At 33.2% G+C, this 19538-nt stretch carries 19 protein-coding genes; 6 read left to right on the forward strand and 13 right to left on the reverse strand.

Going from position 1 to position 19538, the window contains the following annotated elements:
* Positions 1-163 precede the first annotated feature (163 nt).
* Entirely contained in the window at positions 164-1558 is a 1395-nt protein-coding gene (locus tag AB3G33_RS07240; protein WP_367773744.1) for an exopolysaccharide biosynthesis polyprenyl glycosylphosphotransferase, read from the forward strand.
* A 45-nt stretch (positions 1559-1603) separates the two neighbouring features.
* Here AB3G33_RS07240 and AB3G33_RS07245 read toward each other — a convergent pair whose 3' ends face one another.
* Together AB3G33_RS07245 and AB3G33_RS07250 are read right to left on the reverse strand one after the other, a co-directional pair.
* Positions 1604-2746, reverse strand: coding sequence for a DUF4105 domain-containing protein (locus AB3G33_RS07245; RefSeq protein ID WP_367773746.1), 1143 nt, complete (start codon positions 2744-2746; stop codon positions 1604-1606).
* 26 nt (positions 2747-2772) lie between these two features.
* A complete protein-coding gene (locus AB3G33_RS07250; RefSeq protein WP_367774112.1) occupies positions 2773-3759 on the reverse strand; it encodes a PorV/PorQ family protein in 987 nt (328 codons plus the stop codon).
* 267 nt (positions 3760-4026) lie between these two features.
* On the opposite strand from AB3G33_RS07250, the gene AB3G33_RS07255 reads away from it, so the two are divergent.
* Both AB3G33_RS07255 and AB3G33_RS07260 read left to right on the forward strand, forming a co-directional pair.
* Positions 4027-4752 carry a phosphatidylcholine/phosphatidylserine synthase gene (locus tag AB3G33_RS07255; protein WP_367773747.1) on the forward strand — a complete coding sequence of 242 codons (726 nt, stop codon included), beginning with the start codon at positions 4027-4029 and terminating at the stop codon, positions 4750-4752.
* Positions 4733-5599: a glycoside hydrolase family 25 protein gene (locus AB3G33_RS07260; RefSeq protein ID WP_367773749.1), complete on the forward strand. Its 867-nt coding sequence runs from the start codon at positions 4733-4735 to the stop codon at positions 5597-5599. The genes AB3G33_RS07255 and AB3G33_RS07260 overlap by 20 nt, the downstream gene beginning before the upstream one ends.
* A 16-nt stretch (positions 5600-5615) precedes the next feature.
* On the opposite strand, the gene AB3G33_RS07265 is transcribed toward AB3G33_RS07260, so the two are convergent.
* The 5 genes from AB3G33_RS07265 to AB3G33_RS07285 form a co-directional block, all read right to left on the reverse strand.
* The gene (locus AB3G33_RS07265; RefSeq protein WP_367773751.1) at positions 5616-5846 is read right to left on the reverse strand and encodes a DUF5808 domain-containing protein; all 231 of its coding nucleotides are present in this window, start codon (positions 5844-5846) and stop codon (positions 5616-5618) included.
* A gap of 12 nt (positions 5847-5858) precedes the next feature.
* Entirely contained in the window at positions 5859-6599 is a 741-nt protein-coding gene (lptB, locus tag AB3G33_RS07270) for an LPS export ABC transporter ATP-binding protein (RefSeq protein ID WP_367773752.1), read from the reverse strand.
* 86 nt (positions 6600-6685) lie between these two features.
* Positions 6686-7036: a carboxymuconolactone decarboxylase family protein gene (locus AB3G33_RS07275; RefSeq protein WP_367773754.1), complete on the reverse strand. Its 351-nt coding sequence runs from the start codon at positions 7034-7036 to the stop codon at positions 6686-6688.
* Position 7037: 1 nt separating this feature from the next.
* Entirely contained in the window at positions 7038-7844 is an 807-nt protein-coding gene (gene tatC / locus AB3G33_RS07280) for a twin-arginine translocase subunit TatC (RefSeq protein WP_367773757.1), read from the reverse strand.
* Positions 7844-8809 carry an SIS domain-containing protein gene (locus AB3G33_RS07285; RefSeq protein ID WP_367773759.1) on the reverse strand — a complete coding sequence of 322 codons (966 nt, stop codon included), beginning with the start codon at positions 8807-8809 and terminating at the stop codon, positions 7844-7846. Before AB3G33_RS07285 ends, tatC begins: the two co-directional genes overlap by 1 nt.
* Positions 8810-8904: 95 nt before the next feature.
* On the opposite strand from AB3G33_RS07285, the gene AB3G33_RS07290 reads away from it, so the two are divergent.
* Positions 8905-11100, forward strand: coding sequence for a RecQ family ATP-dependent DNA helicase (locus tag AB3G33_RS07290; protein ID WP_367773761.1), 2196 nt, complete (start codon positions 8905-8907; stop codon positions 11098-11100).
* Between the two features lie 68 nt (positions 11101-11168).
* On the opposite strand, the gene AB3G33_RS07295 is transcribed toward AB3G33_RS07290, so the two are convergent.
* The gene (locus tag AB3G33_RS07295; RefSeq protein WP_367773764.1) at positions 11169-11411 is read right to left on the reverse strand and encodes a hypothetical protein; all 243 of its coding nucleotides are present in this window, start codon (positions 11409-11411) and stop codon (positions 11169-11171) included.
* A gap of 159 nt (positions 11412-11570) precedes the next feature.
* Between AB3G33_RS07295 and AB3G33_RS07300 the strand changes: the two genes are divergently transcribed.
* Complete coding sequence (locus AB3G33_RS07300; RefSeq protein ID WP_367774115.1) at positions 11571-13145, forward strand: NAD(P)/FAD-dependent oxidoreductase; 1575 nt, start codon at positions 11571-11573, stop codon at positions 13143-13145.
* A gap of 42 nt (positions 13146-13187) precedes the next feature.
* Here the strand turns inward: AB3G33_RS07300 and AB3G33_RS07305 are convergent, their stop codons facing one another.
* The 5 genes from AB3G33_RS07305 to AB3G33_RS07325 all read right to left on the reverse strand — a co-directional run bounded on the left by AB3G33_RS07305 (position 13188) and on the right by AB3G33_RS07325 (position 18820).
* A complete protein-coding gene (locus tag AB3G33_RS07305; protein WP_367773766.1) occupies positions 13188-14147 on the reverse strand; it encodes a quinone oxidoreductase in 960 nt (319 codons plus the stop codon).
* A gap of 102 nt (positions 14148-14249) precedes the next feature.
* A complete protein-coding gene (locus tag AB3G33_RS07310; protein WP_367773767.1) occupies positions 14250-16730 on the reverse strand; it encodes an ATP-binding protein in 2481 nt (826 codons plus the stop codon).
* A 276-nt stretch (positions 16731-17006) separates the two neighbouring features.
* Complete coding sequence (gene msrA / locus AB3G33_RS07315; protein ID WP_367773769.1) at positions 17007-17648, reverse strand: peptide-methionine (S)-S-oxide reductase MsrA; 642 nt, start codon at positions 17646-17648, stop codon at positions 17007-17009.
* Position 17649: 1 nt separating this feature from the next.
* The gene (gene msrB, locus AB3G33_RS07320) at positions 17650-18207 is read right to left on the reverse strand and encodes a peptide-methionine (R)-S-oxide reductase MsrB (RefSeq protein ID WP_367757449.1); all 558 of its coding nucleotides are present in this window, start codon (positions 18205-18207) and stop codon (positions 17650-17652) included.
* A 151-nt stretch (positions 18208-18358) separates the two neighbouring features.
* On the reverse strand, positions 18359-18820 hold the full coding sequence (locus AB3G33_RS07325) for a GNAT family N-acetyltransferase (protein ID WP_367773770.1): 462 nt from the start codon (positions 18818-18820) through the stop codon (positions 18359-18361).
* 169 nt (positions 18821-18989) lie between these two features.
* On the opposite strand from AB3G33_RS07325, the gene idi reads away from it, so the two are divergent.
* A complete protein-coding gene (gene idi, locus AB3G33_RS07330) occupies positions 18990-19517 on the forward strand; it encodes an isopentenyl-diphosphate Delta-isomerase (RefSeq protein WP_367757453.1) in 528 nt (175 codons plus the stop codon).
* The last annotated feature ends 21 nt before the right edge of the window (positions 19518-19538 follow it).

The following is a 19538-nucleotide window of genomic DNA, read 5'->3' on the forward strand; positions in this document are numbered from 1 at the left end:
GCTCCAAACTAAATCTATGGGTCTCATACCCGCACTAGTTAAGCTAATTGCATATATATATATCATATCATTTTTAAACATCATGTTGTTGATAGATTTAATTGTATTTGTAACTATTTTTGAACAAAATAACTAAATTGCAACAAAAAGCACAATATATACAATGCACAAAAACAAAATACATTTTGAAATCTCAGAAAGGAAAACTATACTGTATCTGTTTGATATTGTTTTTGTATTAACTGTTTTATATTTTGTTGGAAATCTATTCGACTTAGAGTATTTGAAATATTCGGTTGGAAATTTGTATTGGGCTTTGTTCCTAGTCATCTACCTTAATGTTTTTGGAACTATTTTTGAGATGTATAACTTACAGGTATCTAGTAATGAATATCAAATATTAAAAAGCACCTTGCTAACCGTTTCTACCACTGTTCTCGTTTATCTCCTTACTCCCTTTTTTTCACCTGTTTTACCTTCTAATCGATTGCAGATTTTAGTTTTTTATGCCGTTATTTTTATTACTTTAATTCTTTGGAGGTTGTTTTATGTTAAGTATTTGGCATCGAATCGATTTCTACAAAATGCTGTGCTCATATGTGATAAAGATGAAGTAGAGGAGTTAATTTTAGGATTAGAAAACATTGATCCCCATTACAAAATCGTGGCTTATGTTAGTGCTGATACCTTAGTCAATGACGACTTTGAGCAACATCATTATGTGCAACATATTAAAAGAGATGACTTGGCATTATTTGTTAAGTTAAATGGGATATCGGAAATTGTAATTGCATCTAAAAATACACAAGGAATTACATCTGAATTATACCTTCAATTGCTATCACTTCTGGAGTCCGGTAAAATTATTAGAGAATATACACAAGTATATGAGAGTAAAACATATCGGATTCCTGTGCAATATATGGCAAGAGATTTTTATCGTTTTTTTCCATTTAGTAGGAGTAATCATAATAAATTATACCTTTCCGTTGTAAGAGTATTTGAAATTGTTATTTCTTTAATTGGGTTAACCATTGGTGTTGTTCTTTTTCCATTTATACTCTTAGGGAATACTTTGGCCAATCAAGGGAAATTATTTTATAGTCAAGAACGAATAGGGAAAGATAGTCAGGTGTTTAAGATATTAAAATTCCGAACAATGGTAAAAAATGCAGAATCCAATGGAGCTGTTTTTGCTACTACAAATGATGTTCGAGTTACTCGTTTTGGAAAATTTTTAAGAAAAACTAGAATAGATGAGCTTCCTCAGTTTATCAATATCTTAAAAGGAGAGATGGCTGTAATTGGTCCACGGCCTGAACGTCCTCATTTTGTCAAGGAAATTGCAGCAATCATGCCTTTTTATGAAACTAGACATGTCATAAAGCCTGGTCTTACGGGTTGGGCTCAGGTGAATTATGCTTATGGTGAAACGATTGACGATAGTTTGATTAAGCTACAATATGATCTTTACTATATAAAACACCGTAGCTTTTATTTGGATTTAAATATTACGCTTAAAACAATAACTACTGTTTTATTTTATAGGGGACAATAATGTTGTTCGTTGACCGATGTTCGATGGACGATAGACGAAAAACGGTTAACGGTTGACGACAATCGACATATGTTTGTTTTGTATTACCAACTTTATTACAAGTACTCCCGTAGTTACTATCAAAGGCATAACAATCATCAGGTGCGCTTTGTTTATTAGTATAAGGAGGTAAATCGCTAAAGAAAATAGGTTGAAAAAAGCCAAGTTTAAAATCCCTTTTCGGTTATTTTTAAAATAAAAATAGGCAAGAACTAATAAGGCGGGGTTGAATAAGAGTACATTATAGTTGTATCCTAATTCATGATGAGAGGAGTAAAACCCTATAAAAATAAAGAATAATCCCAATATTCCCATCGTTAAAAAATAGAATTGATTTATTCCTTTTTTATTGATTAAAATAATAAATCCAAGAAGTAGTAAGTACGTATATATATTATTCCACCATGAGTTTTCCTGTACTTCATTTGATTCCAAAAGAATTTTGCTTTCATTAGCGAGAAGGTGATTTTGAAAACGAATTGTTTTTAAGCTTTTGAGTAGTTCAAAAGGTAAAAAGATACGTGTACCCAACTCATCCACTTTTTTTCCAAAAATGATGCTCGTTCCTAGTTTCTCATAAAAGTGATATTCAAAATAGGGGTAAAGAATTGTTCTGTATGTAATATCAGTATCTGTGTTTTTTACAACTGCAGTAGTGTCTAGTGTTTTATTAATCACGTCCACCACCATCGAGGTACAGTTTTTGTCGATAAATTTATAAGTATAATGACTTTCGCCAGATGCTAATGAAGTATTTAAATTATCAAACAATTTTTGCTTTAATGGTAAAGGGATATCTAATTCCTGCTCATAAACAGATCTTTTTTCATACCTGTATTCATTCATGAAATCATTGAAAGAATGGGTGACTGCAAAATACTGTAAGTCTCCTTTGACAAATTTGGGTACGAAATTAGGGGTGTTAAAATCAAAAGCGCCATAATTATATACCAGATCAATAAAATTGGGAGCATCTGTAATTCGGATAGCAGTATGTCCAAAAAGGGAGTAGGATTCATTACCCGTCCCACAGGTCAAAACACTGACTTTTGCATTTTCGGATAAAATAGCAGTTTGACTAAAAGTAGCGTTTATTGTGCTTAGAAAAGTGAAGGTTAAAATTATTTTTTTTAAAAGAGAGGTCTTCATTTTTGAAAATTGTAAAGAGTTGAAAATTAGTTTCTAAAAAGAGATAAATCCACTTTTAGTGAAAAAATATTGGAATATAAAGCGGCACTTTGATTTCCTAAATCGGTTAAGGCATAATCTACTTGAATTCCCTTATACTTAAATCCGAGTCCTATATTGGGTTGAAATCCTACTTTTTTAGTATTATCCAATTGTTGGATGTTTTGAAAATTACTTACGCCAGCACGCAAAAAAACCAAGTCTAAGTAGCCAAATTCGAAACCTAAGGCAGGATCAATACTAACAAAATCATTCGAAAATATATCGTTTGTCTTTGAAAAGCGCATATTTAAATTGGCTGCAGCCAAAAGACTATAGTCATACCGAATGATAAATTTTTTTGAAAGACCCAATTGTGCTTTTGGGGCCGTAATCTCTGTACTTTCAGGAAGGTCTTGATTTTGACCAGGAATGGCGTCTGCAATTTTTTGGTATTCTTTCTCGTCAATATTCCATACGTTATAGGTTGTTGTAATGTCACGAACCATTATTCCCAATTTCCAGTCGTTTTTTTCGTATTGCAATCCAATATCAAACCCAAATCCCCAAGAATCAGCAAATTTACCAATGATGCGTCGAATAACTTTTGCATTTACTCCATATTGAAATCCTTGAACAGGTAGTTTGCGAGCGTAAGAAAAAGTAAATCCATAATCGGCTGTCGAAAAAAGACTAATTCTATTGTAGTCAATATTACCTTGGCTGTCAATTAATTCAGTTGTATTTAAAATATCATCCACCCCAAAACGGATTAAGGAAATACCCCAAGCGCTTCGGTCGTCTATAGGACTTGCGTAAGCGATATAGTCATATTGGGCAATATTAGCAAAATAATTGGCATGCATTAATCCAATTTGTGAGTCTTCAAGCTGCATTAATCCTGCAGGATTCCAATATACAGCATTAACATCATGTGTTGATGCTACAGCTGTATTGGCCATACCTAAAGCAGCGGCATCTACGCCGATATTCATAAACTCATTGGAATATTTTCTAACAGTTTGTCCGTAATTTACGGAACAAACTAAAAGAAGAAGAATAAATTGATGTATTTTCAATCTTTTTGTTTTTAACAAAACGGTTGTTTGTTTAAATTTTATCAAAAATATAATTTTTTCCCGAGCTTATTTCTCCATAGCTTAAATAAATGGTAAAGGCTGTTAACAATCTCTTTTAAAAACTACTGCTGCATTCACTTATTATAGTAAATTTGTCCCCTTAGATTATAAAATACAATTACAATGAATATTAAGAAACACATTCCAAACAGTATTACTTTGCTAAACCTATTCTGTGGCTGTATTGCTATTGTCTTAGTGTCTGAAAAGGATTTTGAAATGGCTTTTTATATGGTTTGCCTTGGAATCTTTTTTGATTTTTTTGATGGTTTTTTTGCTCGATTATTTAAAGTGTCCGGTCCTTTGGGTTTGCAATTGGATTCATTAGCGGATATGGTAACTAGTGGCGTTGTGCCAGGGTATATTATGTATTTTTTACTGACTAATAGCCAACATGAAATTTCATCTAATCCATGGATGCCTTTCTTGGGGTTTATTATCACCTTGGGATCCTGTTATCGATTGGCGGTATTTAATTTAGATACCCGTCAGACGAATTCTTTTATTGGTCTACCAACTCCTGCAAATGCCTTATTTATTTTGAGTTTGCCTCTAGTATTAAAATATTCAGATTCTCTACTTGTACTTGAGTTTTTGACTAATCAATGGGTTTTATTGGCCATTACACTTTTTAGTGCTTCTATTTTGAATGCTGAGATTCCTTTATTTTCTTTAAAAATTAAAAAATTCAATCTTAAAGATAATGCACTTCAAATTGTCTTTTTGTTTCTTTCTTTTTTGTTGTTGATCTTCTTTCAATTTTCAGGAATTCCTTTGATTATCATAGGGTATGTTCTATTATCTGTAGTGAGTAACATCTTTAAATTAGATGAGAAAAAAAATCGTTAGACAAAGAAAAACAACTGTAATTCGTAAGTCCAAGAAGCGTTCCTCCGTTTTTTCTGGACGCCTTTTACGATTTTCTATAGGGCTATTTGTTATTCTTTTTGTTTTTACAATTGCCTATCATTATCGAGATGGTTTGGCCTATTATTTTAGCTTTAAATCGAATCATACGTCACAATTGGAAGCAGAGGAGAAGCGAATTTCTGATGTTCGAAATTTTCAAGTTTTAGAGAAAAGTGAGGGTAAGGTTGTAGGGTTGGATGTTTCTGAATATCAGGGTAATATCAATTGGAAAAAGATGGATTCTTTAGAAAATAAATATCCAATTCATTTTGTTTTTATTAGAGCAACTGTCGGTAGCGATAGACTGGATAAAGGTTTTGAAGAGAATTGGCTTGGCGCCAAAAAAAATAAGTTCATCCGTGGTGCTTACCATTATTATCGTCCAAACGAAAATTCACTTGAACAAGCCGATCTTTTTATAAAAACGGTTTCTTTAAAAAAAGGAGACTTACCTCCAGTTTTGGATATTGAAAAATTGCCTAAAAATCAATCACTGAGCCGACTTAAAATAGGTTTGAAACGTTGGTTGAAAAGAGTTGAGCAACATTATAAAGTGAAACCAATTATTTATACTGGAGAGAAATATTATGAAGATTTTTTAAAAGAAGAGTTTGGTGATTATCTATTTTGGATAGCCAATTATAATTTTTACAGAGAGGAAATTGATTCCGATTGGTTATTTTGGCAATTTACAGAGAAAGCTTCAATAGCTGGCATAAAAGGAAATATTGATGTCAATATATATAATGGTGATTTACAGCAGCTGCGGTTTATTACTGTTGAGTAATTTTGAATTAAAGTTGTTATTTTGATGAAAATAAAGCCAGACTGATTATAATAATAATTGTAATTACAAAAAGAGCTACAGAAATGCTATTAGCAAAATTAACTGTCCATCCTGCCCAAGCCATTCTTTTTGGTGGTAAAATTCTTTTGTCTTCCTTATTATAATAAAACACACCTAACTTCCAGTTTTTAGGATCTTTGTGCCATTTATTAAGCGTTTCTTTAGTTGGTTTATCTTCTGGATTCATATTATTTAAGAATTAAAACTCAATTTTCTTTTTACGTAATTCAAAATTCTGCCCTAGATATACTCTACGTACCATTTCGTCTTCCACTAATTCTTCTGGAATACCCGCTTTTAAGATGCCACCTTCAAACATCAAATAGGTTTTATCAGTAATAGCTAATGTTTCTTGAACATTGTGATCGGTAATTAAAATTCCGATATTTTTATTTTTTAACTGGGCTACAATTCTCTGAATATCTTCTACGGCAACGGGGTCAACTCCAGCAAAAGGTTCATCGAGTAAAATGAATTTTGGGTCGGTTGCTAAACAACGCGCAATTTCAGTACGGCGACGTTCTCCTCCCGACAGTAAATCTCCCCGATTGGTGCGAATGTGCTCTAAGCTAAATTCAGAAATTAAGCTTTCCATTTTGGCTTCCTGTTCTTCTTTTGAAAGCGTAGTCAGTTGTAAAACACTTAAGATATTGTCTTCGATACTTAGTTTTCTAAAAACAGATGCTTCTTGAGCCAAATAGCCAATTCCTTGTTGTGCTCTCTTGTACATGGGATAATCCGTGATGTTCAAGTCATCCAAATAAATATTACCTGAATTGGGTTTAACCAAGCCAACAATCATGTAAAAAGAGGTTGTTTTTCCAGCTCCATTAGGACCTAGTAAACCTACGATTTCTCCTTGATTTACTTCAACCGAAATGCCTTTTACAACACTTCTTCCTTTGTACGTTTTTATTAAATTTTCGGCTCTTAAAATCATATTGATTTGTTTATTTGTTTAATCGGTGATTTGTTTAATCGTACAAATAAACGAATAAACGAATCAATATATAAATCTGTTAACAGTTATTTAGATTCTTCTTCCAATGCCTCCCAAAATTCATAGGCTCTACGCAAATGTGGAACAACAATGGTTCCGCCAACTAAAGTGGCAATTCCCATTGCTTCCATCATTTCTTCTTTGGTCACACCTTCTTTATAACTGGTTTCTAAATGGTATTTTACACAATCGTCACAACGTAAAACAGCCGAAGCAACAAGACCTAAAAGTTCTTTGGTTTTTACATCAAGCGCACCAGCAGCATAAGCATTGGTATCTAAGTTGAATATTCGCTTTACAATTTTATTATTGTCAGCCAGTAATTTTTCGTTCATTTTAGAACGGTATTCATTGAATTCTTCTATTATAGCAGCCATTTTAGTCTTTTTTATTTTTAACAACAAATACTGAAATCCAGATACTTGCTTCGTAGATTAATAACATCGGGATAGCTACAATAGTTTGACTCACCACATCAGGAGGAGTAACAATTGCAGCAATGATTAGTACCAATACAATTGCATATTTTCTATATGTTCTTAAAAAAGTAGGAGTTACAAGTCCTAATTTAGTCAAGAAATAGATGATTATAGGTAATTCAAAAAACAATCCACTTGCTAAAACGGATGTTTTAACCATTCCAATATAAGAATCTAGTGTAAATTGATTTTTTACCACATCACTCACGGTAAAGGTTGCAACGAAATTCACGGACATAGGGATCACAACAAAATATCCAAATAGCACTCCTAAAAAGAAAAGTAAAGAAGAGAAGAAGATGAATATTTTAGCATTTTTCTTTTCATTTGTATAAAGTGCTGGACTGATAAATTTCCATATTTCCCATAGTATATAGGGGAAACTTAAAATAAATCCCGCAAGTATACAAATCCATATGAACACATTAACTTGCCCTTCCATTTCTGTGTTCTGAATGATAAATGGCATTTCGGTGATGCAAATACTATCTGCAAAACCTATAGAATGCGATAATTCACAGAAAAAAGTATAGGTAAAAAAAGAAGGTCTTGTTGGTCCAAATATTACTACATCAAACAAATAATCACTTATGAAATAGGTGAAAAATGCCATGATGATAATTGCGACTGTACTTCTTACTAATAACCATCTTAAATCTTCAAGATGATCTAAAAACGACATTTCGTTTTGGTTTTTCTTTGCCATTATATTATTCCTTCTTTTAAAATGTCGTGTAAATGTAAAACGCCCTTGTATTCTTGTTGATCAACAACAACCAATTGTGTTATTGAGAAGTCTTCTAAAATATTGAATGCGTCTACCACCATATCATTGGATTGTATTAATTTTGGGTTTTTTGTCATAATATCTTTTGCAGTCAAATCAGCAAATGTATCTCTTTCATTCAACATTCTGCGTATGTCACCGTCAGTGATTATTCCAATTACTTTGTCATTCTCTACTACGGCAGTTACTCCAAGTCGCTTCTCTGAAATTTCAAAAATAACTTTTTTTATTGGAGTATCAGGACTAACCATCGGTTTTAGTGTATGTTCCAGCATGTCTTTTACTTTAAGTAATAATTTTTTACCTAATGCACCACCAGGATGGTATTTAGCAAAATCTTCTGCTTTAAAGTCACGTATTTCCATGAGGCATACTGCCATAGCATCTCCCATCACTAATTGTGCAGTTGTACTACTAGTAGGAGCCAAGTTGATAGGACAAGCTTCAGATTCTACTGTTGTATTTAGAATAAAGTCAGATCCTTTGGCAAGAAATGAGGTTGTATTACCAGTAATAGCGATTAAGGTATTGCCAAAACGTTTTAATAAAGGAACAAGTACTTTTATTTCGGGACTATTTCCACTTTTGGAGATACAAATAATGATATCATCATTTTGTACCATTCCTAAGTCGCCATGTATTGCTTCTGCAGCATGAAGGAACATAGATGGGGTACCAGTTGAATTGAAAGTAGCTACCATTTTTTGAGCTATGATGGCACTTTTTCCTATTCCTGTTACGATCAATCTTCCTTTAGAATTGTAGATTGCTTGTGTAGCGTCTGAAAAATTTTCATCTAAATAATCAGTTAATTTTGTAATTGCTTTACTCTCAGCTAATATGGTTTTTTTGGCGGTTGCCAATATATTTTCTTTAGATATCAAAACAGAATGTTTAAAATTTGTAAGTGTAAAAGAAATTAGTATCTTTATGTAATGCAAATTTATACAAAATACCACATAATACCATACAATAAAGAATGAATTCAAACGAAATTGACATCCATAAAGAATTAAAGAAATATTTTGGCTTCAGCCAATTTAAGGGACTACAAGAACAGGTGATAAAAAGTTTGCTTAGCAAACAAAATACATTTGTTATAATGCCAACAGGTGGCGGAAAATCACTCTGTTATCAACTGCCCGCTTTAACACAAGAAGGAACAGCAATTGTTGTTTCGCCTTTGATCGCTTTAATGAAAAACCAAGTGGATGCCATTAGAAGTTTGTCTTCGGAAGCTGGTATTGCCCATGTTTTAAATTCTTCCCTTACGAAAACAGAGATAGCACAAGTTAAAAAAGATATTACATCTGGACTGACTAAATTATTATATGTAGCTCCAGAATCCTTGACCAAAGAAGAAAATGTAAATTTTCTTAAAAGTGTAACTGTTTCATTCGTTGCTATTGATGAAGCCCATTGTATCTCAGAGTGGGGACATGACTTTAGACCAGAATATAGAAATCTAAAAAATATTATAAAGCAGTTGGGTGATATTCCTGTGATAGGACTTACCGCTACTGCTACTCCAAAAGTCCAAGAAGACATTCTTAAAAACTTGGACATGTGCGATGCTAAAACTTTTAAAGCTTCTTTCAACAGACCTAATTTATACTACGAAGTACGCACAAAAACAAAAAATATTGAATCTGATATTATTCGGTTTATAAAACAACATAAAGGAAAATCGGGAATTATTTATTGCTTAAGCCGTAAAAAAGTAGAAGCTATTGCCGAAGTTTTGCAAGTAAACGGTATAAGTGCTGTTCCTTATCATGCTGGATTGGATGCGAAAACCCGTGCGAAACACCAAGATATGTTCCTTATGGAAGATGTTGATGTAGTGGTTGCAACAATCGCTTTTGGAATGGGAATTGATAAACCCGATGTTCGATTTGTCATTCATCACGATATTCCTAAGTCACTGGAGAGTTATTATCAAGAAACGGGACGTGCTGGTCGTGATGGAGGTGAAGGTCATTGTCTAGCTTACTATTCTTATAAGGATGTAGAAAAACTCGAAAAATTCATGTCGGGTAAGCCGGTTGCTGAACAAGAAATTGGATTCGCTTTATTGCAAGAAGTAGTGGCTTATGCTGAAACTTCCATGTCAAGAAGGAAATTTTTACTTCATTATTTTGGTGAAGAGTTCGATAGTGAAACAGGAGAAGGAGCCGATATGGATGACAATGTCAGAAATCCGAAGGTGAAAATTGAAGCCCAGAATCAAGTAGTGAAACTACTGGAAATAGTAAGAGATACTAAACATCTATACAAGTCCAAAGAGATTGTTTTTACTTTAATAGGGAGAGTTAATGCTGTGATTAAGGCCCATAGAACTGATGTTCAACCTTTTTTTGGAACTGGAATTGCTTTTGATGAAAAATATTGGATGGCTTTATTGAGGCAAGTTCTTGTTGCCGGATATTTGACTAAAGATATTGAGACGTATGGTATTGTAAAAATAACCGACAAAGGTTTGGGTTTTATAAAAAAACCAAGCTCTTTCATGATGTCTGAAGATCATGAATATAATGAAACCTCTGATGAAGCCATTGTGACAGCTTCAAAATCAACTGGTGCTGTTGATGAAGTTTTAATGGGAATGTTGAAAGACTTAAGAAAAAAAGTAGCTAAGAAAATTGGGGTTCCTCCATTTGTAGTTTTTCAAGATCCCTCGCTAGAAGATATGGCTTTGAAATATCCAATTTCTCTAAATGAATTGATTAATATTCATGGAGTTGGTGAAGGTAAAGCTAAGAAATACGGTGCTGATTTTGTCGAACTAATCAATCGATATGTGGCTGATAATGAAATTATTCGCCCTGATGATTTAGTTGTTAAATCTACAGGAGTAAATTCAGCTAATAAATTGTATATCATTCAAAATATTGATAGAAAATTATCGCTAGATGATATTGCTAAGGCTAAAGGATTAACAATGGACCTGCTTATAAAGGAGATGGAACAAATTGTCTATTCAGGAACGAAGCTAAATATTAAATATTGGGTTGATGATATGCTTGATGAAGAGCAGCAAGAAGAAATTCATGATTATTTTATGGAATCAGAATCTGACAATATAGAAGGTGCCTTGAAAGAATTTGAAGGGGACTATGATATTGATGAATTGCGCTTGATGCGCATCAAATTTATTAGCGAAGTAGCTAATTAGTAGTAATGTTTCAAAGTCATAAGGTCTTAAAGTTTGAATTTTATCTTTAGGACCTAAGACCTAATACTTTAACTTTCGACGTAAATCTCAGCGCGATGCGGTTTTAAACCATCACGAACTTGTGTCATATGTTCATCCGTTACTACCATAAAAGCAATGGCGTGCATTTCATTACGGATTTCGAAGCCAGTTATATTCAAAGGTAATTTTTCAATTGCAATATATTCTTTAAGATGTATTTCATGATGTTCCGCCGTTTTTGAAGCGGCAGGCCCACGAAAATCCCATATCATTTTTATTTTTCTAGACATTATTTTTAAGGTTCAAAGTTTCAAAGTAGCAAAGGTACAGCTCTATTTTGAAAATGGACTTTATAATAATCAACTAATTCCACTTCAAAATACTATTTTTGCAAATGTTTTTGTTTTTCGAAAAAATGAAACAGTAATGCAATGATTAAAAAAGATAAAATGCCTCAAGAACTCCTTTTACAAGTAACTCCAGAAATTGCTGCGAATGAATCGTTGCTAAAAGACCATTTATCGAAACAAATTAAAGTTTCTGTTAATGAAATTCAGCATGTTGTTATTTTAAAACGTTCTATCGATGCACGTCAAAAAGCAATAAAGATTAACTTGAAAGTGGCTGTTTATTTGAAAGGGGAACCTTTTCAGGAATTAAAATTGGAACTTCCTTATTATCCAAATGTTGCCAGCGCACAAGAAGTATTAGTGGTGGGAGCAGGTCCTGCAGGTCTTTTTGCGGCTTTGCAATTAATAGAATTGGGCTTGAAGCCAATCGTAATCGAACGTGGAAAAGAGGTTCGTGGACGTCGTCGTGATTTGAAAGCGATTAATGTAGACCACATTGTAAATGAAGATTCTAATTATTGTTTTGGAGAAGGCGGAGCTGGGACTTATTCAGATGGGAAATTATATACCCGTTCTAAAAAACGTGGTGATGTAACCCGAATTTTAGAATTGTTAGTCGCTTATGGTGCTACACCAGATATTTTAGTAGAGGCACATCCACATATTGGAACAAATAAATTGCCACAAATTATTCAAGATATTCGAGAGAAAATTATTGAATGTGGTGGTCAGGTTTTATTTGAAACCAGAGTTACTGATATTTTGGTTAAGAATAATGAAGTGGAAGGAATAGTAACTCAAAATGGAGATACAATTTTGGCTAATAAATTAATTTTGGCCACGGGGCATTCCGCTCGTGATATTTATGAACTATTAGATAGAAAAAAAATATTTATTGAGGCAAAACCTTTTGCCTTGGGCGTAAGAGCGGAACATCCACAATCTTTAATTGATAGCATTCAATACAGTTGTGATTATCGTGGGGTACTTTTACCGCCTGCATCGTATAGTATTGTAAAGCAGGTAGGAGGTAGAGGAATGTATTCTTTTTGTATGTGTCCGGGAGGTGTAATTGCACCTTGTGCTACTAGTCCTGGTGAGGTGGTGACCAATGGTTGGTCTCCATCAAAAAGAGATCAAGCAACTGCCAATTCAGGGATTGTCATCGAATTGAAATTAGAAGATTTCAAACCTTTTGCTCAATTTGGCGCTTTGGCTGGAATGGAATTTCAAAAAAGTATCGAACAAAAGGCTTGGCATCTTGCAGGTGAAACCCAAAAAGTACCGGCACAACGCATGATTGATTTTACACAAAATAAAGTATCATCTGATATTCCAAAAACATCTTACGTACCAGGAACGACATCGGTAGAAATGGGGCAGGTTTTCCCAGGCTTCTTAACTCAAATATTAAGAGAAGGTTTTTCTGAATTTGGGAAATCCATGCGTGGGTATTTAACAAATGAAGCTATTTTACATGCTCCTGAATCAAGAACATCATCTCCAGTTCGTATTCCTAGAGATCCTATTTCCTATGAACACCTTCAAATAAAAGGATTGTATCCTTGCGGAGAAGGAGCAGGTTATGCGGGCGGAATAATATCAGCTGCCATTGACGGGGAGAAATGTGCTTTGATGATTGGGGAAAGTCTGCATAAAAAAACCTCGAATTAGTAATAAGTCGAGGTTTGTTCCAAAATTAGTAGTATTCTGTTTTTAAGGAACAAGAATTATTTTTCCAGTACTTTTTCTGCTTTCTAAATAATCGTGTGCTTTTTTTCCTTCAGAAAGTTTAAAAACGGTTGGTTTGGCAATTGTAATTTGGTTCATACTAATCCAGTTAAACAATTGATGCGCTCTCTTAATTCGTTCTTCTTTTGAGGTTAAATAACTCCATAAGTCACCACCTGTAAGTGTTTTGGAGGTATCCATTAGCATTCTTGGATTGATAAAATCAGGATCTCCACCCGCCATTCCAAAGAAAACAACTTGTCCACAATTTTTAGTTACTTCAAAACTATCGCTTAACGTACTGCCTACACTGTCATAAACCACATCGACTCCGTTTGGATAAAAGGACAGCACCTGCTCTTTCCAGTCTTCGGAATACAAGAATGCTTTGTCTGCTCCATTTTTTAAGGAAACAGTCGCTTTTTCACTTGATGAGGTTAACCCAATAACTGTTGCACCCAAAAGTTTGCTTATTTGAGTTAAAAATTGTCCCACTCCTCCCGCAGAAGCATGAATTAATACTGTTTCGTCTTTTTGAGTTTTATGGCTGTCTGTTGCTAAGTAATGCGCTGTTAGGCCTTGTAAAAGTACAGTTGCAGCGGTTTCAAAAGAAATAGATTCTGGTAAAGGAATGACGTGGTCAAGAGGTACGGCTACTAATTCGGCATTCGCATACGGTACGTCAGCAAATGCGATTCGGTCTCCAATTTTGAAATGAGCACTTCCGTTTGCGTCTACTACAACTCCTGCTCCTTCATATCCTGCTATAAACGGAGGGTTTCCTACAAGATGATAATTGCCTTTTCGTCGGTAAACATCTGCGAAGTTTACTCCTATAGCACGCATTTCCACAAGAATCTCCTCTTCTTTTAATGTAGGGCTAGGGATATCTATATATTCAAGAACATCTGAAGTGCCAAATGTTGAAAAAGTTAATGCTTTCATTTTTTATTTTTTTGTACTGCAAAGAACGGAAATAGAATTCTAGAATTCTATTTCCGTTCTTAAAAGGTTTTTATAAAAATAAAAGGATACTATTTTTTGTAATTAGCTTTGATTGAAGATGTGTTTGTTGATTTTATTGAATAATACTATTTCGTCAATAGGTTTAGAAATATAATCATTCATGCCCACTGCTTTGCATTTTTCGACATCAGCAGTAGTGACATCAGCAGTTAAGGCAATAATTGGTATTTTTGATTTTAGTATTTCTCTAATATGAGTTGTAGCTTCAAATCCGTTCATTTCTGGCATTTGTAAATCCATCAAAACAATATCGTACGTATTGTTTTGAAGTTTTTCAACTGCGATTTTGCCATTATCTGCGACTTCAATTTCATATCCGAAATCCAATAGTATTATTTTTAGTAAAAGTTGATTCAAGATCATGTCTTCTACCACTAAGACTTTTATTTTATTAGTTATCGCCTCTTCAAATTTAATAACTGGGATTGGAATAATTTCTTCTATTAGTTCTTCTTTGATTTCAATAGATTTTTCAAAGTTCATAATAAACCCAAAAGTTGAACCTTTACCTTCTTCACTATGGGCGATAATTGATCCTCCTTGTAACTCTACCAGTTGTTTCACAATAGCAAGACCTAAACCTGTTCCTCCATAGGAAGTACTAGTGCCTTTAGTTGCTTGTTCAAAATTATTAAAAATATGTGCTAGTCTATCTTGTGGTACTCCAATTCCAGTATCTGTTATTAAGAATTCAAGAGTAACTTTTTCGGTACCTTCATCTACTAGTTTGATACTTACAGTTATTTTTCCTTTTGAAGTAAATTTTATCGCATTACTCATTAGATTTAAAATAACCTGACGTAAACGCATGGGATCACCAATCAAAACTTTAGGAATTGCAGAGTCGCATTTATAGATCAATTCTAAATTTTTTTCCTTCATTTTTTGTTCAAAAAGAAGAAGAATAGTTGAAGTAGACTTGGATAATTTAAAAGGAATATGGTCAAAGATCATCTTGCCTGCATCTACTTTAGCAATGTCTAAGATGTCATTAATTAAAACAAGTAGAGCATCACCAGATTCTTTAATGGCATTGATGTATTCTTTTTGGGATTTATCTAAAGGGGTCTTTAGTACTACATTAGTAAACCCGATAATAGCATTCATGGGTGTTCTTATCTCATGACTCATATTTGACAAAAATTGCTGTTTTGATTTTACCGCTTCTTCTGCAATTTTTGTTTTTAAATCTGCATTAATTTTTGATTCAATTAGTTCGTTTTTTGCTAAAACTTGAGTAGTCACATCATATGCAATTATTGTAACACCTGATATTGTTTCGTCGGCTTCATAATAAGGTTGGTAAACAAAATTAAAATAGGCGTCTTTTATAATTCCATTATGCGTTATAGGAGCAAGAAGTTCGTTTCCGTAAAAAGGATTACCTGTTTTAAAAACGTTTTCGAGCAATAGAGGAAAGGCCTTGTCTATAAGTTCAGGTAAAATATCATTGAATCTTTTGCCTTCTACATTTTGTCCTTTTCCCCACATTTCTTTGATACTGTCGTTGGCCAAGGTGACTACCATATCTTTCCCTTTTAATATTGCTATTGCAAATGGGGATTGGAGCACCATCATATTAAATCGTTTATTACTGTCTTCAATCTCCTTAGATGCCTGCTTTTGTACCTCAAGTAATTTTTCGAATTCTTTTTTTTCTTTAGCTTGAAGTTTAATGGAGAGTCGTCTTACTTCAGAAACATCTTGTATGGCTAATAGAATTATTTTTTCATCATGAATTTTTTGAAAAATATAATTCGCACTAAGTATAATTGTTTTTTCTCCAAGAGAGGAAAAATCATGCGTTATTTCTACATTATGAAAGTCTTTACCGCTGGCAAGCATAGTAGTTAGAAGATTCCGAAATTCTGGAAAATCCCATTGTTTGTTATTTACTTCAAACAATGAAACTCCTTCGGTTTTTTCTTTATCGATAGTGTATTTTTGGCAAAATGATTTACTGGCAGATTTAATTTTAAAATCTTGCGTAAGAACTAGCATCGGTTCCATAATAGTCCCGATGATTTCTTCGGAAAACTCATACGATTCAGCAAGTAGATTTAAGCTTTTTTTTAATTTTTTATTGTTTGAAACGAGTTTCTTTTTTTTAGTTACATCTTCAACAATAATCATTATAAGCGTAACATTGTTGTTGGAATCAAGAATTGGGGAGTTTATTGTTTTCCAGTAGCGTTCTTCAAAATGACTGCCTTCTTCAGTAGGTATTTGGATGTCATATTTTATAAAGTCGACTGTGTCAGCTATTTTTTTCTGTAATACGCTATTTAAGGATGTTCTTAAATGGGTAATGGACTCAGGATTTTCTTCATTTGGGTTTTCAGGAAATATATCAAAAATATTTTGATCTATAATTTTCTCCCTTTCGGTCATAGTAGATTTTAGAAAACTATCCGTCACAGTTACTATATTGAAATTAAGATCCAGTACAATAGATAGAGATGGTAATTGCCTATATAGATCTATGTAATCATTACTATTCATATATTAAAGAATTTAATTTTTGTGTTTTATACTTTAAAAAAGGTATCGCTATTAAAATTTAATTATTAATTCTTTAGGTATACGAATTACAGTTCAAATATACATAAAAAAGCGTTTCATAAAATTTTGATTTTGACCTTGCAAATTTCATTCCAAAAAAATAATGTTTTGTTGTAATTGTTGGAATAGAATAAAAACAAATTCTTTAATTGAAGTTATAATGATGCCTTTTTTAAAGCATAAAAAAAACCGAAAATCTCTTTTCGGTTTTGATAATTAATGTTGTTTATTTTTCAGTTTATCTTTAAATAACTTCTCAAATTTTTCAATTTTGGGCTGAATCACCATTCGACAATAGGGCTGGTTTTTATTATTGGCGTAATAATCTTGATGGTAATCTTCGGCTTTATAAAAAGTGGTAAGCGGTTCTACAGCAGTAACAATTGGACTGTTATAAATTTTTGCATTGCTCAGTTCGTTAATGATATTTTGAGCTGCAAGTCGTTGTTCTTCATTTTTATAGAAAATGACTGAACGGTATTGAGTACCTACATCAGCCCCTTGACGGTTCAGCGTAGTGGGGTCATGAACAGTAAAGAAAACTTGAAATATTTCATTCAAATTTGTTACTGTTTTGTCATAAGTGATTTGTACCACTTCAACATAACCTGTTCTTCCTGTTGAAACATCTTCGTAACTAGGATTGGCATTTTTCCCACCTGAAAATCCAGATACTGCCGATTTTACTCCGTTTAGATTTTCGTAAACAGCTTCCACACACCAATAACAGCCACCACCAAGTGTAATAGTTTCAAGGTTGTTTTTATTAGATGGTTTTTCCTCTATTATTTTTGTTTCTTTTTTTTGTCCACAGGCACTTAGTGTGGCCAAAACGCAAATTAAAAATATTTTTTTCATGTTATTTAGTATCAGGGATAAAGTCAAGAGCGATAGAATTCATACAGTATCTTTTGTGAGTAGGAGCAGGTCCATCATCAAATAGGTGTCCAAGGTGTCCACCACATCGACCGCATAGTGCTTCAATTCGTTCCATGCCTAAAGAGTTATCTGTTTTATAGATTACACTTTTTTTATTGTCTTGTTCAAAGAAACTTGGCCATCCGCAACTACTTGCAAATTTGGCACTAGAACGGAATAATTTATTACCGCAAGCGGCACAATAATAGGTTCCTTTTTCGTCGGAGTTCCAATATTTTCCTGTAAATGGTCTTTCAGTGTCAGCATGTCTAGTTACAGCATATACATCATCCGAAAGTACTTTTTTCCATTCAGCATCCGTTAGATCTAATTTTGTTGTGTCAGTATTGGAATAATAAGGGTTTTCTGGCTTACTGATTTTATTTTCCATAGTTGTTGATTTTTCTATTTTGTTTTGTTTTTTTCCTGTTTGTCCACAAGCCGTGATTACAAACAATGGAAGAAAGAATAAAAGGCTAAAAAAAGATTTTGTTTTCATAGGTAAATAATATTAAATATTTATAGTACAAATTTAAGCAGCTGTTTTAAGAAGTAATGTCGTGTACTTTACAATTTAACAGCTAATTGTATAAGTTTTAACTAATGATAGTTACGTATTTAAAGTGTTTTTGGTTTTTAATAGAAAATATTTACAAGCCAAGTCTCATGTTTATTAAATGTTTTTTGAAGCCCACTTTTTCATAGGCTTTAATGGCTGAAGGGTTGTCATTGTAAACATCTAAGCGAAGCTCAACAATATCCTGAGTACGACACCATACTTTTAATGATTCAATAATTTTAGCATTGACTCCTTTTCCCCTATAGTCAGCATGGGTAAACATAAATCCTAAATAGGCATAATCTATATGATTCAAATACGGTTTTGCAGTTTCTATTCGTGCGTAACCTGAACCTACAATTATGGAGTCAATCGTAGCAACTAAAACTTCAACTTCGGGTGCTGCAATCATTTTTTCTATATCGTAATAATGAATTTTTTCCTTTTTTAATGTTGGATCGTACGGACGTTCCGCTTCAATAATTCCTTGTTCGAATTCAAGAAGTGTTGTAAGGTCGCTTAAAAGGGCTTTTCGTATGTGTATAGAATTCATTGTAATGTAGGGTTAAGATTATCAAAAGTACTAAAGTTTATTGACGTGGACGGTATCAATAGAGTAGTGAAATACGCTATTTTATTTGCTCATGAACAAAATGAAAGAGAACGTTAAAGCCTGTTTTTTTCTGTATCTTTTTTGTATTTTTGTGATGCTAAAAATAAATATGATAGAAGAAAACGTAATATTAGTTAATACTGACGATGTACAAATTGGATTGATGCCAAAATTAGAGGCGCATGAAAAGGCTTTGTTGCATCGTGCCTTTTCTGTTTTTGTTTTAAACAGTAAAAATGAATTAATGCTGCAACAGCGGGCACACCATAAATACCATTCTCCTTTGTTATGGACTAATACTTGTTGTAGTCATCAAAGGGAAGGGGAGACTAATGTCCAAGCTGGAAGTCGCAGGTTATTTGAAGAAATGGGTTTTAAAACAGAGCTTAAAGAATTATTTCACTTTATCTATAAAGCTCCTTTTGATAACGGATTGACGGAACATGAATTGGATCATGTGATGATCGGCTATTATAATGAAAGTCCAGAAATAAATACCGAAGAAGTTGAATCTTGGAAATGGATGAGTATCGATGCTGTTCAAGAGGATATGCAGTTGCATCCAGAGATCTATACCGTTTGGTTTAAAATTATTTTTGACGAGTTTTATCATTTTCTAGAAGATCATAAAGTATAGAAGGTAAGTTTTGAGCCTTTG

The organism is Flavobacterium sp. WC2421, assembly GCF_040822115.1.
GTDB lineage: Bacteria > Bacteroidota > Bacteroidia > Flavobacteriales > Flavobacteriaceae > Flavobacterium.

Coding starts and splice junctions, on each gene's coding strand:
- AB3G33_RS07290 (WP_367773761.1), top strand. CDS start 8,905: ATGAATTCAAACGAAATTGACATCCATAAAGAATTAAAGAAATATTTT.
- tatC (WP_367773757.1), bottom strand. CDS start 7,844: ATGGCAAAGAAAAACCAAAACGAAATGTCGTTTTTAGATCATCTTGAA.
- idi (WP_367757453.1), top strand. CDS start 18,990: ATGATAGAAGAAAACGTAATATTAGTTAATACTGACGATGTACAAATT.
- AB3G33_RS07260 (WP_367773749.1), top strand. CDS start 4,733: ATGAGAAAAAAAATCGTTAGACAAAGAAAAACAACTGTAATTCGTAAG.
- msrA (WP_367773769.1), bottom strand. CDS start 17,648: ATGAAAAAAATATTTTTAATTTGCGTTTTGGCCACACTAAGTGCCTGT.
- AB3G33_RS07300 (WP_367774115.1), top strand. CDS start 11,571: ATGCCTCAAGAACTCCTTTTACAAGTAACTCCAGAAATTGCTGCGAAT.
- AB3G33_RS07325 (WP_367773770.1), bottom strand. CDS start 18,820: ATGAATTCTATACACATACGAAAAGCCCTTTTAAGCGACCTTACAACA.
- AB3G33_RS07310 (WP_367773767.1), bottom strand. CDS start 16,730: ATGAATAGTAATGATTACATAGATCTATATAGGCAATTACCATCTCTA.
- AB3G33_RS07305 (WP_367773766.1), bottom strand. CDS start 14,147: ATGAAAGCATTAACTTTTTCAACATTTGGCACTTCAGATGTTCTTGAA.
- AB3G33_RS07245 (WP_367773746.1), bottom strand. CDS start 2,746: ATGAAGACCTCTCTTTTAAAAAAAATAATTTTAACCTTCACTTTTCTA.
- AB3G33_RS07255 (WP_367773747.1), top strand. CDS start 4,027: ATGAATATTAAGAAACACATTCCAAACAGTATTACTTTGCTAAACCTA.
- AB3G33_RS07265 (WP_367773751.1), bottom strand. CDS start 5,846: ATGAATCCAGAAGATAAACCAACTAAAGAAACGCTTAATAAATGGCAC.
- AB3G33_RS07240 (WP_367773744.1), top strand. CDS start 164: ATGCACAAAAACAAAATACATTTTGAAATCTCAGAAAGGAAAACTATA.
- msrB (WP_367757449.1), bottom strand. CDS start 18,207: ATGAAAACAAAATCTTTTTTTAGCCTTTTATTCTTTCTTCCATTGTTT.
- AB3G33_RS07275 (WP_367773754.1), bottom strand. CDS start 7,036: ATGGCTGCTATAATAGAAGAATTCAATGAATACCGTTCTAAAATGAAC.
- AB3G33_RS07250 (WP_367774112.1), bottom strand. CDS start 3,759: ATGAATATCGGCGTAGATGCCGCTGCTTTAGGTATGGCCAATACAGCT.
- lptB (WP_367773752.1), bottom strand. CDS start 6,599: ATGATTTTAAGAGCCGAAAATTTAATAAAAACGTACAAAGGAAGAAGT.
- AB3G33_RS07295 (WP_367773764.1), bottom strand. CDS start 11,411: ATGTCTAGAAAAATAAAAATGATATGGGATTTTCGTGGGCCTGCCGCT.